This window comes from Bartonella tamiae Th239 (genome assembly GCF_000278275.1).
Taxonomy (GTDB): domain Bacteria; phylum Pseudomonadota; class Alphaproteobacteria; order Rhizobiales; family Rhizobiaceae; genus Bartonella; species Bartonella tamiae.
Genome location: NZ_JH725147.1, coordinates 2,183,306 through 2,200,522 on the forward strand (window position 1 = coordinate 2,183,306; position 17,217 = coordinate 2,200,522).

The window sequence follows — 17,217 nt, forward strand, 5'->3', positions numbered from 1 at the left end:
ATTTTTTCTCTAAAAATGTAGGAAGTTCAAATGTCATTACAATGCGTAAATTATGAATTGAAATGGAAATTTTAAAAGTCTGTATCGTCAAATATCAAAATTATGCATATCATATCGATCTCTGAACTTTATAAATGCATCTGGTCAATATTATGAAAACAAACACATCTTCTCTTTCGCAAACCATTGCTACACAAATACAAGCAACAACAAAACAAGTCGATGCAGCCATTACTTTGATTGATAATGGCGATACCATACCTTTTATTGCACGCTATCGAAAAGAAGCAACGGGAGGACTTAATGACACGCAATTACGTCTTCTCAATGAACGTCTAAATTATTTACGCGATATGGAAGCACGCCGATTAACCATTATTCAATCAATTCGCGAACAAGGACAATTAACACCAGAATTAGAAGAAAACCTCCATCAAGCTATCACCAAATCCGCCCTTGAAGATCTTTATTTACCTTTTAAGCCGAAAAGGCGAACGCGCGCGCAAATTGCTCGAGAAAACGGACTTGAACCTCTTGCACGTGCAATAGTAGAAAATCGCTCTTTAGATCCTGAAAAAATTGCAGTCGATTATTTTTCAGATGTCGTCATTAATGTAAAAACAGCACTTGATGGAGCCCGTGATATTATTGCTGAAGAAATGGCCGAAAACGCCAATTTAATCGGTCGATTACGCAATTACATGAAAAAAAACGCTTATATTCATGCCAAATTGATTGATGGCAAAGAAGAAATGGGGGCAAAATATAGCGATTATTTTAATCATTCAGAAAAATGGGCCGATGCTCCAAGCCATCGTGTTTTAGCTATGTTAAGAGGGCGCAATGAAGACATTCTTCATGTTAGCATTGACGTGGATGAGGATGTTGTTTTGGCACAAAAGCCCATCATACAGTTTATCAAACAAGCCTACAATATTGGTGACATAAAAAAAGGTGATCTTTTTCTCAATATGGTTGCAGTATGGGCGTGGAAAATAAAATTGTCGCTTCATCTGTCACTTGATTTAATGCGTGAATTAAAAGAACGTTCAGATCAAGAAGCCATACGAATTTTTGCACGTAATCTTAAAGACCTTTTATTAGCAGCACCAGCAGGCACACGTTCAACATTGGGGCTAGATCCAGGCATCCGTACAGGTGTTAAAGTGGCAATTGTTGATGAAACTGGAAAATTACTGAAAACGGCAACGATTTATCCTTTTCAACCCCAAAATAATATTCAGGGCGCAAAAGCCACTCTTATACAACTTATCACGCATTATAAGATTGACCTTATTGCGATCGGAAATGGCACAGCCAGCCGCGAAACGGAAAAACTTGTTGAAGATATTTTGCCGCTCATAACACCCCATAAACCTACCAAAGTCGTTGTTTCAGAAGCAGGCGCATCTGTCTATTCTGCCTCACTTATTGGAGCAGCTGAATTTCCTGATATTGATGTTTCTTTACGAGGTGCAATATCCATTGCAAGGCGTCTACAGGATCCACTCGCTGAATTGGTCAAAATTGAACCAAAATCTATTGGAGTTGGACAATATCAACATGATGTTGACCAGCATCAACTTGTACAAGCACTTGATGGGGTTGTTGAAGATGCGGTTAATGCTGTAGGCGTTGACCTTAACACAGCATCAGCGTCTCTTCTTGCTCATATATCTGGATTGGGCAACTCTCTGGCTGAAGCCATTATTGCTTATAGAAACGAAAATGGACCTTTTAAAAATCGCCAAGCTTTGAAAGCTGTTCCACGTCTTGGAGCAAAAACATTTGAACAATGTGCTGGTTTTCTGCGTATTTATGATGGAAATGAACCCCTTGATTCTTCTTCGGTTCATCCAGAAGCCTATCCATTAGCGCGTAAAATAATACATATATGCGGTTGCGATATTTATACATTAATGAACAATAATACTGCTTTAAAAAAAATTGATCCTCGTCAATTCGTTGATCAACGATTCGGTCTTCCAACAATACGCGATATCTTAAGCGAATTGGAAAAACCTGGGCGGGATCCGCGTCCTGAATTTAAAACAGCACAATTTGCTGATGGCATTCATGATATAAAAGACTTAAAATCTGGTATGAAACTCGAAGGTATTGTTACCAATGTCGCAGCCTTTGGTGCCTTTGTTGATATTGGAGTGCATCAAGATGGTCTGGTGCATATTTCACAGCTTACCAACAGTTACGTTAGCGATCCACATGACATTGTGAAGGCAGGTGACATTGTGCAAGTTTATGTTGTTGAGGTTGATAGATCTCGTAAACGCATTGGTCTGTCAATGCGTCATCCCCCTTCGCAATAAGCACTCCAAAAAATATAGACGTAAAAACATAAAATCCATTCCAAAAAAAATTCTACGCAAACGACTGGATGCGTTAAAAAAAAGTCATATATTATATTCATCTATATAAGGAATTGTTGATTTCCGATATAATTGTCGCTAAACTAAATGGATTATTATGGTTTTTTTGAAACATTTTTAATAAAAATATAATGTTTAAGAAAAGCCTTCTAGACAAGACAACCCGTTATGTGATATTGCCCTCGCAATTAATGGCTTTATCTGCGGATAGAGTTAGGGAGCTTTTTCTTTCATCAAGGCGAAGCTTTAGACTTTGGAAATCTAAATATTTGTATCATCTAAATATTTAGATAGTGTATAATTGAAATATTGAAACAAAACAGGATAAAACGTGCAAGTACTCGTTCGCGATAATAATGTTGATCAGGCGCTACGTGCGCTTAAAAAGAAAATGCAACGTGAAGGCATCTTCCGTGAAATGAAGATGCGTGGTCATTATGAAAAGCCTTCTGAAAAGCGCGCCCGTGAAAAGGCTGAAGCTGTTCGTCGCGCGCGCAAATTGGCGCGCAAACGTGCTCAGCGCGAAGGTCTTGTTAGTGGACGTTAAAAACAATTCATAAAATCGTTGTAATAGTTTTATTATCAATCGAATTTTGTAAATGAAGCGATTGCGCTGAAGAAAAAAGTTTTTAATATTTCAAAAGTGGAAATACGTTGTGTATTTCCGCTTTTTTCGTTTAACTTTTAGAATTATTCCTTATTTTCTGGCCTCATAAAAGATCTTATGATGAAATGATAATCAACGTCATATCGGTTTTTTTTTAAAGGATCACAATTTTGGTACATTTCAAAATAGCACGCATAGTGCTTCTCGGTGCATTGTTTTTAACAGCATGTACAACCAATACAATGATGGTAAGCCCAGAAAATGCAGCGCAAGGCTCGCGTGAAAATATTGCCTCGCTCACAAATGTTATTAAAGCTGATCCACGTGATCCATCCGCTTATAATGTTCGTGGCGCGGCTTATGGACGTGCTGGAAAAACACGTGATGCGCTTGCTGATTTTACGACCGCTTTGCAACTTAACCCTCAATTTTACAATGCTTATGCCAATCGAGCTTTAATATATCGTCATTTAAATAATACCGATGCTGCACTGAAAGATTATAATCGCGCCTTACAGATCAAGCCTGATTATGATGTCGCTTTAATTGGGCGCGGTAATCTTTATAGATTAAATGGACAATTAGATAATGCATTGAATGATTTTACCAAAGCCATTGAAACAGGCACAACAGATGGACGTGCATGGCATAATCGCGCATTGATTGAACAAGCACAAGGACAGCATCAAGCAGCTATCAAAGACTTTGGGGCTGCAATGTCAAGACAACCTCAAGCACCCGCACCTTATAATGGCCGTGGATTATCCTATATTGCACTTTCTGATTGGGATAATGCGTTTGATGATTTTAATGCCGCCATTCGTCTTGATGCAAATATCGCAGAGAGCTGGTCCAATCAAGCGATGGTTTATGAACATCGCGGTGACTTTAAAAAAGCGCATAACTCTTATGCAAAAGCTCTATCCCTTGACCCTCAATTCAAACCAGCGCAAGACGGTTTAAAACGTCTTCCTAACCAGTAAGCACAAAGAGTTTAATTTTTTTCAATCATTCCAAATTATGACATCAATTATCATTCGCATAAAATGACCGTCACTTATCAAATTTAACAGCCACTATACTGTTTCATTTATTTTTTTGAATAAAATTATGCACATTGCATCTTCACAAAAAACCTATTAACACCCTTAGCACTCACTGATGCTTATGATGTAATAGTAAGGCGAAAGACATCATCATATTACCAGTAAGATTCTTCCTGAAAAATAGGTTCTATGGATTGATTCCAATCAGTCCGATATCGCTCTAATAAAAGATCTGACTTTGTTTTACCTTTATTTAAAAACTCTTCTAATGGTGCCAAATATTGCGTTTCATCACGACCCTCTGCATCCGTATATTGACGATTTTTTAAACCTGTTTGAGCAAGAGGAATAACCTCACGAGCCAAATCCATCAGAGTCATATTACGAAATTTTGTATTCAAACCAAACCTTGGAACACTTTGACGCATAGACTGTACTTCATCATATTGCCAGTCTTTTGTCATTGTTTCAATTTGGGCCAATGTATCCTTATCATATAAAAGACCAACCCAAAAAGCAGGAAGTGCACAAATATGATCAAAAGAACCACCATCAGCACCGCGCATTTCAAGAAATCGTTTCAAACGCACCTCAGGAAAAAGTGTTGATAGGTGATTAACCCAATCCCCAAGATTAGGAATAATGCCAGCAATATCATGCTTAAGTGCCCCATTCATAAACTGACGAAAAGTTATATGCGTACAATCATGATAATGACCATTGCGCACAACAAAATACATCGGCACATCAAGCGCCCAATTTGCATAATCCGCAAATCCAAAATTTTCATGGAAAACAAATGGCAAAATGCCTGAACGTTGATTGTCTGTATCGCTCCATATTTGTGAGCGCCAAGAAATAAAGCCATTGGGCTTAGCTTCCGTAAATGGCGAAGAAGCAAACAAAGCTGTTGCAAGAGATTGCAGTTTCATCGCAACTTGCATCTTAGTGCGCATATCGCTTTCTGAAGCAAAATCGAGATTAACTTGTATGGTTGATGTACGATACATCATATCCAAACCATATTGTCCCACTTTAGGCATATAATTTGTCATAATTGCATAACGCGATTTTGGCATTTTCGGCGTCTCATTCAAACGCCATTTCGGACTGCCACCAACACCTAAAAAGCTTATTTTTAAAGGTTCCGCAACATGTTTTAAATGTGAAAAATGGTTTTGAACTTCATAACATGTTTGGTGCACTGTTTGAAGTGGTGCGCCTGACAACTCAAATTGTCCGCCCGGTTCTAATGAAATGGCCCCTTGACCATTTGGTTCTGACAATCCAATCAGATTGTCTTCATCCATAATGGGTTCCCATCCAAGGCGTGATTGCATACCTTTTAAAAGTGCATATATGCTTTTTTCACCATCATAAGGCACAGGTTGATAACCATCGACAAGAAAAGGGAATTTTTCATGTTCTGTGCCAATCCGCCATTGAGTTTCTGGCTTTTCCCCTTCAGCCAAATAATGCACCAAATCGTCAAATTTATTGATGAGTGTATCATCTACTGTATCACGTGCCATATATCACACTATCCGATATGCTTTTTAAAATCTTAAAGTGAACTGTTTTCACTCGTCTTTCAAGGAGAGTTTTACGTTGTCCAATCACCAAGTGTTGCATTTATCACAGACAATGCAGCAATCGCGGCGGTATCAGCACGCAAAATTCGCGGTCCAAGCGGTATAGGTATAACAAATGACCATCTTTTCAAGAAACTTTGCTCTTCTTTGCTAAATCCACCTTCTGGTCCTACAAGAACTGCGATAGCACGCTTATCTAATGCTTGTAAAATCGGTAAAGGATTATTCTTTTTATCTGTTTCATCACAAAAGATTAAATAGCCATCGTTTGACCATTCATTAAGTAATTTCTCTAAAGAAATAGCAGATAAACATTGGGGAATGTCTAATATACCGCATTGCTCTGCTGCTTCTATTGCATTGGCTTTCATTCGCTCATGATTGATGCGCGTCACCTGAGTATGATCTGTGATGACTGGCTGCAAAGATGATACCCCCATTTCCACAGCCTTTTGTATCATATAATCAAAGCGGGCATGTTTTAAAGGCGCAAAACAATATTTGAGATGACTTGTTAGAGGTTGTGGGCGTACCTGTTTAATCAATTCCAAACTTAATCTTTTTTTGTGAACGCTATGAATATGAGCAAGCCATTCGCCGTCCTGTCCATTAAAAAGCAATATCGAATCAGTTTCTTTCATACGTAGAACATGAATAAGATAATGAGCTTTTTGATCTGCAAGCTGGATCGCTTCATTCAAAACAAAAGGCTGATCAATATATAATCTTTGGAGTTTGTAATAATCACGCATAAAATTTTGTGACAGGCTTGCTCGATCGCGTCAAGTGCTGTGTTTTAGTTCTCATACAAATTCACATTCAATGATCAACTAAAACAAACCATTGTATAAGATGACAAGAAGAAATGTTAGCAATTTTAATGCACTTTCGAAAAAATTTAATCTATTTTAATTTTCACTCAAGCACACGATTTTGCGTGACTCATAAACCACAAATTTAATTTTTTTTTACTTTAATGACCTAAAAAAGAACAAAAAACATAAAAGGCGGTTGTTGAAACGTTTTTATCTCTATATGAAACCTGAAAATATCCGTGTCATTCTTCGCTTATTCCTATCGGAGACTCTAATATGTCAGTTAAAAACGCCACCGTCACAACAATAGCGGCACTCATAACATTTATTCTGATTGCTATGGGTATTGGGTCAGTAGGTGCAAGAGATAATCAATACGTTTCAGAAGATGGCTATGGTATCTCCTCAACGATCGGCGAATAAAATAAGATTATATCAACACGGATAATTTTCTCAAAGTTTGCAAATTTTGTTCAAAGACTCTCCTTTTGACAATAAGTCTTTTTACTTTGCACTTCCTCATAAAAAAGTGTATTATAATTTTATAATCTCACTACAATAACGGTATCTCTTTAACCTGTAAAGCTGACTGGATCAGGACCCACGCGGCCATCCGCCCTATCAAGATGGGCAATTTGATCGTGATCGACTGCAGTTAATTGAAAATCAAAAATATTAAAATTTTCAGCCATACGAGACGGTGTCTGCGATTTTGGTATCGTAACATTGCCAATCTCTATATGCCAGCGCAAGACAATTTGAGCCGCGGTTTTTCCATGGGCTTGAGCAATGTTTAATAGAACGGGATTATTCAACAATGCTCCGCGCCCCAAAGGTGCCCATGCTTCGGTTAAAATATTATACTTCTCATGGAAAATACGCAATTCCTTTTGTTGAAATTGAGGATTAAGCTCTATTTGATTAAGAGCAGGTGCAATGCCTGTTTCTTTGATAAGTCGCTCAAGATCAGTAATTCTAAAATTACACACTCCAATAGAACGCACTTTTTTTTCATCACGCAAACGAATAAGCGCTTTCCATGTTTCAACAAAATGATCAAGCGAGGGTACAGGCCAATGTATAAGATAAAGATCAAGATAATCTGTACCCAATTTTTCGACGCTCTTATCAAACGCTTTTAACGTTTTATCAAATCCTTGATCAGTGTTCCAAACTTTTGTTGCGATAAAAATTTCTTCACGCGCCACTCCAGAGGCTTTTACGCCCTCTCTTACACCGTGCTCATTATCATAAGCTTTTGCAGTATCAATATGACGATACCCTGTTTTTATGGCTGTGCTTACGGCTGTTTTTGTGTCGTTTTCATCAATTTTCCAAACGCCATATCCCAATTGTGGAATGGTGTGACCATCATTCATTTTTAAATAAGGAACTGTCATTTTTTTCCTTCCATTATCTTAATCTGTCATGTCACAAACGCAGCACACCCCTTTTTTATTTTTATTAGTGCCCGATTGAACAATACTATTACTTTTATTCATCATCAATAAAATGAATAAATTTTATATAAGAAGTTAAGAAGAAAACGATTAAATAACAAATATGTCCTTAATTTTTAAAAGCTTAAAAAAATATTTATCTCTTTTTATAGATTTTAATACGCACTTTAAAGAATTTCATGCTCTTTAATAAAATTTTATCGTTTTTATGTTCAAAATTTTGATCTAAAATCTTTCAAAAATTTAAAAAGAAAGATTCCTTTGTAATATTTTCACACGATAATTACGCACCAATTAAGCGCTTTGACCAATCTTCAATGCTTTGGGTCTTAAGTCTTTTTTGTGCCAGATCCCACCAATGATTTGAAAGATGAGGCAATATCTCCATATTTTCAAGCTCTATTTGGCACCATTTCCCACCATAAAGCACTTGCCAAAAACGATAAATCGTTCATTTTGGGCTTTGCCATTCAATAAGATTTAAACTATCATTTCTTTCAACAAGACCTTCTTCAATAATAAGATAGACCACCCTATTCTTCCCCTATTTTGTACATTTTTTGCTATCATTTTTGATGAAAAGCGCCAATTAAGTTTATAACAAGGCTGTCATCCTTGTGAGACTTCAATAACCGCTTTTCCAAGACGAAAGCGATCTCCAACACAAAGATGCTTTTTAGTAAGACATAGATTGAAATAATTTCACCAAATGCTCCAGCTTCATTTAAAAAATCAAGGTCTTCTATTTTTTGACATCAAAATGTTTAATGGTCAAAAACATAATGATGAACAGCTTTTTCCAAACCGCTATGATGGCGATGATCGGCGACCTCATCACCATGAAAGCCATTTTTAGAAAGGTAAATTGGTTTTTTAACGGAATTTTTTGCAATTACACTTTGGTGTTTGCTAGAACTCAATGCCGCTACTTGACCAATACGCAATGAAAAAGTTTAACCATTAAAAATCCTTATAATGATCCTCGTTTGGTAATAAAGAGTTATGCTTTTCATCTAATGAATAATGAGAAATCATCACTGTAATTGGATACTATCATTTTATTCGTTTACTGCATCGTCCTTTGATGATTGCTTTTCATTGTCAAGAAGATGACCCTTGATTAAAAAACGAAATGGGCGTTGTAAACTCTCTTTTAAGCAAAGCGTATCAGGACAAAAATTTTCTGAATAGTGTGTTTTTGCTAACATAGAAGATAGCTGTACATCATAATTATTATGCACTTTTTCCTTACGTTGCCTGCTAATCGTTCCTTGACTAACAAGAGTCCACTCTCCAAAGCGCATAAGTGATTTATCAAGATTTAAGGTATCTTTCGCAAAATCAGCTTCGATATCCCAACGATCAAATTGTGTTTCAACATTTTCTGCGCGTGCAAGTGTCAAAGTTTCATCACCATCTTTTTCCTTAAAAAGTGTACTAGGATCATTAAAATAATATCCATCAAGACTTCCCTGAAGCATATTTAACGTTATATGCCCAGTGATGTTATTTTCAACAGCTGACCAACGACTAAAAGGTGCATTAAAGGTCAAGATAAGGCCTGTTTTTGCATGAATGAATGAGGTCGCCTTCATAGCTTTTGCTAATAAATCTATATCAATTCCAGCACCAGAAACACGTCCCTCTATCGCAACATTTTCACCTTGACGATTTATTTGAATATTACTTTGCAATGATCCATCAAAAGCACTGGCATTGCCAAGATCAAAAATTCCATTTCCATTTTTAATCTGTATAGAAGCAGCAATATTGTTCATATCGACAGCCCCAACCATTGCTTTTGGTGCTGAAACACGAACATCAACACTCACTTGATCAAGCAGACTTAAATCAAGATTATCTCCACCCTCATCATCAGGAAAAAAAATCATTACAAGCTTATTTAAATCCAAGCTTTCAAACGCCAAAGACCCAGTTAAAGAGGGTTTTTCTTGTTGATAATCCACATCTAATGCACCACGCGCGCTATCCTCTCCTAAATTGAAAAGCACATCATTAAACTGCGCACGCCCTGGCTGGGCGACAAAACCAGATTCCCAAACAACTGGTGCTTTTATACTTTGTCCCAGGATTTGGGATTCACCAAGCCAATCCATAGTTTTATCCCATCCTGGCGAGCGCGCCCAAATTTGTCCATCAAGATAAAAATTGTCTTTCATTGTGGCTTTTCCGCTAAAGGTGACACCTCCACGAACAGAATTCAAACTGGCACGAACATCACTTGTACCGCCTGCAAGCAATAACAGTGCCTGCGCCGCATCAAGACGCAACTCCGTCAACTGTCCACGCCAACGTGCATTAGCTTGAAAGCTTGCAGCTCTATTAGATTCTGGCCATTCAAGTGTAGCATTTAAGCCTGTTATTTTTTCTGCCATTCCGCCAACGATTTTGCGATAAAGTACATCACCATCTTGAACCGTAATTTTACCAAAGGGCTGATTTAAAAGTTTTTTGATGTCTGGATGATTGGGATCATTATCAACCAGATTTTGTGCTTCACGAACCGCTAAACCAAAAGATCCTTGTGATTGTGACATAGTATTAAAAAACTCAGCCACTGTTTTTATCGGCTCTTCCATGACAAAATGAGGACGGATAATTCGCGTTTCAGAAAAAGAAACACGGCCCAAAAGCGCATCAAAAAGTGACAAATTGACTTCAATACATTCAGCTTCCATTAAGGGAGACGCATCATTGAGCATCGGCGTTAAAGTAACACCTGAAAGAGATGCACGTGGTGTTGGAAAAAGCGTTAAATGAGGCGCTTTACGCAATTGCACATTATACCCTGTCCACGTACTTAATTCCTGAGCAAGACGCACACGAATAGCATCTGTCGAAACAAGATAAGGCAATGCTATGGCAATCGCCGTAACACTTAATAGGACGATGATAAAAAAACCTAACAGTATTTTTAAAATCAAGCGAGACACGTTTTTCCTTAATTCTTTATTAACCATAAAATGATAGAGTCAAATCACATTTCGGCATCTTGCAAAAGCTTGTTTCTGAAGTGCCCTTGTTTAAATTTTGGCCGGGTATAAACCCGGCTTTTTTTTAATTGATTTTACACAATCAAACAAGTTTTATTGCATCATTAAAACCAATGGGCTGTCAGCGCCAAAGAACTTTTGCTAAAAAATGAAAAATAGTATCGTTGCGCCTTATACTGTAGCGCGGCAATTCATAATATCCTTCACATCCTTGAGCACGACCTTTTTGTGTCGTTACGGCAAAGTCATAAGCACTTTTTTCAACAATTTTGTGGAGTTCTCTATTTTCATCACCATAGGGATAGGCAAAGGAATGTATGGAGTGGCCAAGGATATTTTCAAGCATTATTTTTGATTGCACAATTTGCTCATATGCTTGATCCGTCTTAATTTTTGTAAGATGAATATGATCAAGTGTATGACTTCCCACTTCATGCCCATGTGCTGCCCAATCACGCATTTGCTTTACTGTCATAATTTTTTCACGTTGAGCTTTTTTATCATCCCAAGAATTATCAAGGCCAAGACGGTTCACCACAAAAAAATTTGTCGCCGTAAAATGGAATCGATTTAGAATAGGCATTGCGTAGTCATAAACAGATAAAAAACCATCATCAAACGTGATCGCTGCCACTTTACCTTTTTTTTGCTTGTAAATATAAGGAATAGCTTCTTTTAATGAAAGTCCTCTAATCCCTAAACGATGCAACCAACGCATTTGTTTTTCAAAGTTTTTTATTGTGACATAATTCGAACGTGAAGGTGTTCCCGATTTTGGTGGTATGCCAATATGATGATACAGAAGTATTGGGACAGCCATATTAGTCGTCCTGCCTGCGAGATAAAGATTTAAGACGAAAGCGATAATAAGGTCGCGCGATTTCACGATAAAAACGCGTGAAGATATTTCGTTTTTGTTTCAATGTTGATCCACCAAGCCTTGCTGATATTTCTTGCACAAATGGAGGTAAAGCAACCAGCGGTCTTACGTGGGTCTGCCAATAAAGCTGAAGTGTTGTGTCCACAGGACGATCAAATTGTTGTGTCGCTTTTAACATTTTTTTGGCTGCCTCTCGTCCAATCAATTGTGCAACCTGACCAAGCCCTACTTCCATTGGTTTAATCAATGACATTTTATCAGAAACGGCAACCAATTTGCCTTCTTCTCTTTCTCGAAAAGGCAACCTTATATAGCTTGAGACGTCTGCATGTTTTTTTAAAAAGGATAATAGTAAGAAAAAATTTTCATTCAAAGCCACATCATCTTCAAAAACGAGCCCTGCATCAACATCGTCATCAACAATTTTTTGCCAAGCTTTACGATGAGATAAAAAACAAGCAATTTCATTCTGTGTCAGTTTAAAAGGATAATATGGGCGATAAAGAAACCGTTGATAATGAGTATCAAGTATTTGTTGATCAATTTGTTGTCGATCAATTGCTTTCACAATTTCTGTTTCACAGGGCAGAGCCTGCATAAGATTTTTTACATTCTCATGCCGTTCTTTTGCTTGTTCAAGATGAATGATAAATGCCTTAATATTATTCATTTCAATTCTATTGTTTTCGATTTTTTATCACTTTCAATTTTAAAGCAAAATGATAAATTGTGGCAAAAACATTTTCGCTCTTCAAATCTATAAATTGAGTTTACTTTCTACCATAGAAATAACGGATTGGGGAAGTTGTTTGCGAAATTTTTCAATAAGAATACGATGAATCTTCTTTCGTGTATCAACTTCAAAACATTCAAATCCTTGAATACAACCAAATGTTGCACAATCATTTTTGATCATATTTAAGGCCGTATCAATTTGTTTAGGCTTTACATAATCAACATAAGCGAAATCGTGAATTTTTTCTATTTTTGCATGATCATTTAGAATTTCTAAATTATTAGCAAGAGCAACCAGATTAAATTGTTCAATATCACGATAGCGATAGGAAACTTGTTTATTTAACAGGTCTGGATGATCATCAAAATATTTTTTTAAAAGGGAACGACGAAGAGGATGCGGCATGTGATGCACATTAAAATAGTCACCTTCAACACCTGCAAGAAATGCTTCTTTAGACTGTGACAATGCATGGTTTGGTCGCACATATCGATAAGGCGATATATGTTCCATAAATTTTTTACACCGATATTTAAACCGTTTTGTTTCAGATTTTTGCCATTTTCCTGATAAGACAGGTCGAGCATGATCAAAAAAAATTTCTTTTTCGATCGAAGCATTTAAAAAAAAATCGTCATTGGCATAAATAAAATATTCTGAAAGATCTTTAATCCGCCATAAGGTTGATTCAATGGCGCGCGCATTAAAACTGGGACGAATTACTGGCAAGCCATCAAATACCTCATCATGACTAATTACTTGAATGAATGAACGGTCACATAGTTTGTCATTAAAAAAATCTTCAAGATAAAGTGAGATTTGATGATCTGTAACCAAAAATACACGACGAATAAAAGGCGCATATTTTAATAATGAAGCCAGATGATAATAAATTTCACCATTATCTATATAACGTTCTGATGAAAATGATTCATAATGCGTTTTTTTGCCAAGCGCCTTATAATGTTGTCGCGCCGCAATATGGTTTGGATCACCGCCATCCACCCATGTAATGACATAATCAATGTCCACGCTCAAATAACCTTTTAATATAAAAGACTTTTCTTTAGCCTCGCTTTAAGTCTTTGGTAAGTCGTTATTTTAGACAAAATGCACAAAAATAATCACATCATTGTTATTATGAGACACCATCAATCAAAATAATTGGAATTATGCTTAACTATGATCGCGGAAAGTTTCTGACAATTTTAACCATTGTGTTGCGGCATGCGACAATTGTTTTTGATCGCGCCATATTAAAGCCATGTGCCAAGCTATATTTATATCGCTTATTTCAACCATACAGACATCATCGCTAACACGCTTTTGTGCAATCATGCGAGGCAAAAAACCAATCCCCATACCCGCTGCAATCAAACCAAAAAGAAAGTCAATCTGACTGGTACGCGCAGAGACATCTGTTTTTAATTCTTTCTTTTGAAACGCTTCTAACACTATGGGTGTTAAAGCAAATTGGCTTTCAAACAAAACAAATGGATAATGCGCAATTTCCACTGCACTTAAAGCCTTACGGCCCTTTGCCAAAGTATTCGGCATAAGAGCAACCACAGGTTCATTGCGCACATCTTGATAGCCAAATCCTTCAGCAACTGGAAAAAGAGAAGCAGCCAACTCTATTTCACCAAGCTTAACGAGTTCTTCTAATTTTTTACTGCCATGTTCAACAATTTGGATCTCAATTTTTGGATACGCTTTTGTATAACGAGCCAAAACAGGTGCAAATAATTCTGAACTGCCAATTGGAGGCAAACCTATTTTTAAAACACCTTTCTTCAACCCTTTCAATTCATCAAGATCACGCTTAATCGCTTCTTGTTCTGCAAGAATATGAAGTGCATGACAATAAACATATTCGCCTTCAGAAGTTAACTGAAGAGCCCCTTTTCCTCTATGAATAAGCCGCGCACCATAATAGCTTTCTAGCTGAGCGAGTGACTTACTTATGGTTGACTGTGTTGCATGCAAAGTTTTTGCTGCCGCAGAAAATCCATTCTGTCGCATAATCTCAACAAACGCTTGAAAGGCTCTAATTTGCATAATATGCTTATAAAGAATAGTTAGAATGAAATCAATTCATTTTACGAATTATAAAACGTCTCCTATTTAATATTTCATAGGAGTTGTTACGATGTTAAACAAATTAACCCACCAAACTCAAGCATTTCTGCATCATTATATGCTCGCACAAATGGCGGTTATTGGCGTGTTTTGGCTATTGGGTGAATCTATTTCACGTTTATTTGTCCTTCCCATTCCTGGTGGAATTATCGGAATGGGAATTGTACTTCTTCTTTTAGCGAGCGGAAAATTAAGTCTTTCAAGCATGAAGCGTGGCGCTGAATGGTTGCTGGCTGAAATGTTATTATTTTTTGTGCCTGCTGTATTAGCACTCTTAAATCATAAAGAGCTTATCGGTTTTTTAGGCATAAAAATTCTTGTTGTTATTCTTGGTGGCACATTGATCGTCATGAGTATCACGGCTTTAACGATTGATCTTTGCTACCGTTGGATGATTCACCATGATGGACAAAACTGATTTTTTTACCAATCCAATCGTGCAAACTGTTTTTTGGTCGGCCACAACAATAGGGCTTTATCTCGTTGCAAAATTTTTTTATAAGCGTTTTCCTTACTGGTGGCTCACACCACTGGCGGTGACACCCCTTTTGGTCATGATTGTTGTGATCAGTTTTCAGGGGGATTATGCACATTATATCGGTGCAACGCAATGGTTGTTAGCTATTTTAGGTCCTGTCACAGTTGCTTTTGCCATCCCGATTTGGCAACAACGTCAAACGATACGAAAACACTGGCCGCTTTTAGCTATTGGTATTATTGTTGGTTCAACCGCATCCATGCTTTCTGCATGGGGTCTTGCCACGTTATTGCACTTAGATGATACTATGCGTTTAAGTTTGCTGCCACGTTCAATAAGCACTCCCTTTGCTATGACTGTTTCAGATGAGATTGGTGGCATACCTGATTTAACTGCAATCTTTGTTGTTTTAACAGGTGTGTTTGGTGTTGCTTTAGGCGAAATGATTATGAAATATATGCCCCTTCGCTCTTCACTTGCCCGCGGTGCTCTTTTAGGTATGGGGGCGCATGGAGCAGGTGTTGCACGTGCGCACCAAATTGGCCAAGAAGAAGGCTCCATTGCTGGTCTTGTTATGGTCATGGTTGGGATTGTCAATGTTTTTATAGCACCATTGATTGGCTGGCTTTTTGCTTAATATAAACAGAGTGAAAATATTTAAGCGTCACTAAATGACCAAGTCTTTAAAAAAATTTATTTCCTTAAAAGCAGGATCCGATATTATAAAATTTTATTGACGTATTTAAATGATAAAAGTCATGTTTACAATTGATCAAAATCAAAAATTTTTCTCTTCCTCATTACGTAACATGATAGCACAAAACCCAAATTATATCCCTTCTAAACTGGCGTGTTCCTCATTATCTTGTGTATGGAGCTTATAATCCTTTTCAATAGTGTTGAAATATCGCAAAATGTTATAAAAAGAATGATCTTTGAAAAAGGAACACTCAATGGTTGATGTGATTGATGGTAAAAAAATTTCTGGCGATATTCTTGCAAAAGTAAAAAGTGAAACCGCGCTTTTAAATAAAAACCATAAAATTCAGCCGGGCATTGCTGTTATAATTGTCGGGGAAGATCCTGCAAGCCAAGTCTATGTTGCCTCAAAAGAAAAAAGAGCAAAAGAATGCGGATTTCTTTCTCTAAAACATAGTCTGTCTAGAGACACCAGCGAAAATGACTTATTAGCGCTTATCGAAACGCTTAATCAGGATAAAACCATACATGGAATTTTGGTACAACTACCTTTACCTTCCCATATGAATAGCGATCACATTATTCAAACAATTTCACCTGATAAAGATGTAGACGGTTTTCATTATATCAACGCTGGAAAACTAGCGACAGGTGCCATTGCAGATGCATTTGTGCCATGCACACCAGCAGGCGCGATGATTATGATCACTTCCCGTTTAGGGCAAGATTTATCTGGCAAAGATGCGGTCATTGTCGGTCGTTCAAATATTGTCGGCAAACCGATTGCCGCTCTTTTACTGGCAGCCAATGCAACTGTTACCATTGCTCATAGCCGCACCCGTGATATTGACGATGTATGTCGAAGTGCTGATATTTTGGTTGCAGCAGTTGGTCAACCCAAAATGATCAAAGGCGATTGGATTAAGCCTGGTGCAACAGTTATTGATGTTGGTATCAGTCGTATTCCTGCTCCTGAAAAGGGTAAAGGAAAAACTCGATTGGTGGGCGATGTCGACTATGAAGACGCTGAAAAAGTTGCGGCAAGTATTACACCTGTTCCAGGCGGCGTTGGACCAATGACCATTGCTATGCTTATGGCCAATACGCTTAAAGCGGCATGTCTCGCTCATGGTTTAGAATGTCCAAAGTTTTAAAAAACATAATTTCTATAAGAAAAGGTCGCGCTCTTAAAATATTTTATGTAAAAAAGAGTAAGCTCTCACCTTTAACGACTTGGAATATTAGCTATAATGTTTTCTTTTAAAACAATCATTTCACTTTGAATACTATAGTCAGATTCGTTTTGAATGCTGGTACTTTTTTAGATAAAGAGCGTTGATTTGATTATATCGTATAAAGACGAT

At 37.2% G+C, this 17,217-nt stretch carries 16 protein-coding genes; 7 read left to right on the plus strand and 9 right to left on the minus strand.

What is annotated here, in order from left to right; all coding sequences use genetic code 11:
• Positions 1-152 precede the first annotated feature (152 nt).
• From ME5_RS09790 to ME5_RS09800, 3 genes are all read left to right on the plus strand, one after another.
• Positions 153-2,327 (plus strand): Tex family protein, encoded by a 2,175-nt coding sequence (locus ME5_RS09790; RefSeq protein WP_245256532.1) that lies wholly within the window; start codon positions 153-155, stop codon positions 2,325-2,327.
• 391 nt (positions 2,328-2,718) lie between these two features.
• Positions 2,719-2,934: a 30S ribosomal protein S21 gene (gene rpsU, locus ME5_RS09795; RefSeq protein ID WP_008040665.1), complete on the plus strand. Its 216-nt coding sequence runs from the start codon at positions 2,719-2,721 to the stop codon at positions 2,932-2,934.
• 302 nt (positions 2,935-3,236) lie between these two features.
• On the plus strand, positions 3,237-3,977 hold the full coding sequence (locus tag ME5_RS09800; RefSeq protein WP_245256562.1) for a tetratricopeptide repeat protein: 741 nt from the start codon (positions 3,237-3,239) through the stop codon (positions 3,975-3,977).
• 218 nt (positions 3,978-4,195) lie between these two features.
• Here ME5_RS09800 and ME5_RS09805 read toward each other — a convergent pair whose 3' ends face one another.
• Both ME5_RS09805 and ME5_RS09810 read right to left on the minus strand, forming a co-directional pair.
• Positions 4,196-5,572, minus strand: coding sequence for a glutamate--cysteine ligase (locus ME5_RS09805; protein ID WP_008040667.1), 1,377 nt, complete (start codon positions 5,570-5,572; stop codon positions 4,196-4,198).
• A gap of 71 nt (positions 5,573-5,643) precedes the next feature.
• Positions 5,644-6,384, minus strand: coding sequence for a 16S rRNA (uracil(1498)-N(3))-methyltransferase (locus ME5_RS09810; RefSeq protein ID WP_008040668.1), 741 nt, complete (start codon positions 6,382-6,384; stop codon positions 5,644-5,646).
• Between the two features lie 339 nt (positions 6,385-6,723).
• Between ME5_RS09810 and ME5_RS10685 the strand changes: the two genes are divergently transcribed.
• Positions 6,724-6,870 (plus strand): hypothetical protein, encoded by a 147-nt coding sequence (locus ME5_RS10685; protein ID WP_008040669.1) that lies wholly within the window; start codon positions 6,724-6,726, stop codon positions 6,868-6,870.
• 149 nt (positions 6,871-7,019) lie between these two features.
• Here ME5_RS10685 and ME5_RS09815 read toward each other — a convergent pair whose 3' ends face one another.
• From ME5_RS09815 to ME5_RS09845, 7 genes are all read right to left on the minus strand, one after another.
• Positions 7,020-7,847: an aldo/keto reductase gene (locus tag ME5_RS09815; protein ID WP_008040670.1), complete on the minus strand. Its 828-nt coding sequence runs from the start codon at positions 7,845-7,847 to the stop codon at positions 7,020-7,022.
• 824 nt (positions 7,848-8,671) lie between these two features.
• Positions 8,672-8,851 (minus strand): MOSC domain-containing protein, encoded by a 180-nt coding sequence (locus tag ME5_RS10205; protein WP_051016473.1) that lies wholly within the window; start codon positions 8,849-8,851, stop codon positions 8,672-8,674.
• A gap of 114 nt (positions 8,852-8,965) precedes the next feature.
• Entirely contained in the window at positions 8,966-10,861 is a 1,896-nt protein-coding gene (locus ME5_RS09825; protein WP_008040672.1) for an AsmA family protein, read from the minus strand.
• 181 nt (positions 10,862-11,042) lie between these two features.
• Positions 11,043-11,741 (minus strand): polysaccharide deacetylase family protein, encoded by a 699-nt coding sequence (locus ME5_RS09830; protein WP_008040679.1) that lies wholly within the window; start codon positions 11,739-11,741, stop codon positions 11,043-11,045.
• A gap of 1 nt (position 11,742) precedes the next feature.
• Positions 11,743-12,471, minus strand: coding sequence for a glycosyltransferase family 25 protein (locus ME5_RS09835; RefSeq protein WP_008040680.1), 729 nt, complete (start codon positions 12,469-12,471; stop codon positions 11,743-11,745).
• An 87-nt stretch (positions 12,472-12,558) separates the two neighbouring features.
• A complete protein-coding gene (locus tag ME5_RS09840) occupies positions 12,559-13,569 on the minus strand; it encodes a Stealth CR1 domain-containing protein (protein ID WP_008040681.1) in 1,011 nt (336 codons plus the stop codon).
• A gap of 144 nt (positions 13,570-13,713) precedes the next feature.
• On the minus strand, positions 13,714-14,595 hold the full coding sequence (locus ME5_RS09845) for a LysR family transcriptional regulator (RefSeq protein WP_008040682.1): 882 nt from the start codon (positions 14,593-14,595) through the stop codon (positions 13,714-13,716).
• 91 nt (positions 14,596-14,686) lie between these two features.
• Here ME5_RS09845 and ME5_RS09850 point away from each other — a divergent pair, with 91 nt between their 5' ends.
• The 3 genes from ME5_RS09850 (at position 14,687) to folD (ending at position 17,007) form a co-directional block, all read left to right on the plus strand.
• Positions 14,687-15,094: a CidA/LrgA family protein gene (locus ME5_RS09850; protein ID WP_008040683.1), complete on the plus strand. Its 408-nt coding sequence runs from the start codon at positions 14,687-14,689 to the stop codon at positions 15,092-15,094.
• Entirely contained in the window at positions 15,078-15,791 is a 714-nt protein-coding gene (locus ME5_RS09855; protein ID WP_008040684.1) for an LrgB family protein, read from the plus strand. The genes ME5_RS09850 and ME5_RS09855 overlap by 17 nt, the downstream gene beginning before the upstream one ends.
• A gap of 316 nt (positions 15,792-16,107) precedes the next feature.
• Complete coding sequence (gene folD / locus ME5_RS09860) at positions 16,108-17,007, plus strand: bifunctional methylenetetrahydrofolate dehydrogenase/methenyltetrahydrofolate cyclohydrolase FolD (RefSeq protein WP_008040688.1); 900 nt, start codon at positions 16,108-16,110, stop codon at positions 17,005-17,007.
• The last annotated feature ends 210 nt before the right edge of the window (positions 17,008-17,217 follow it).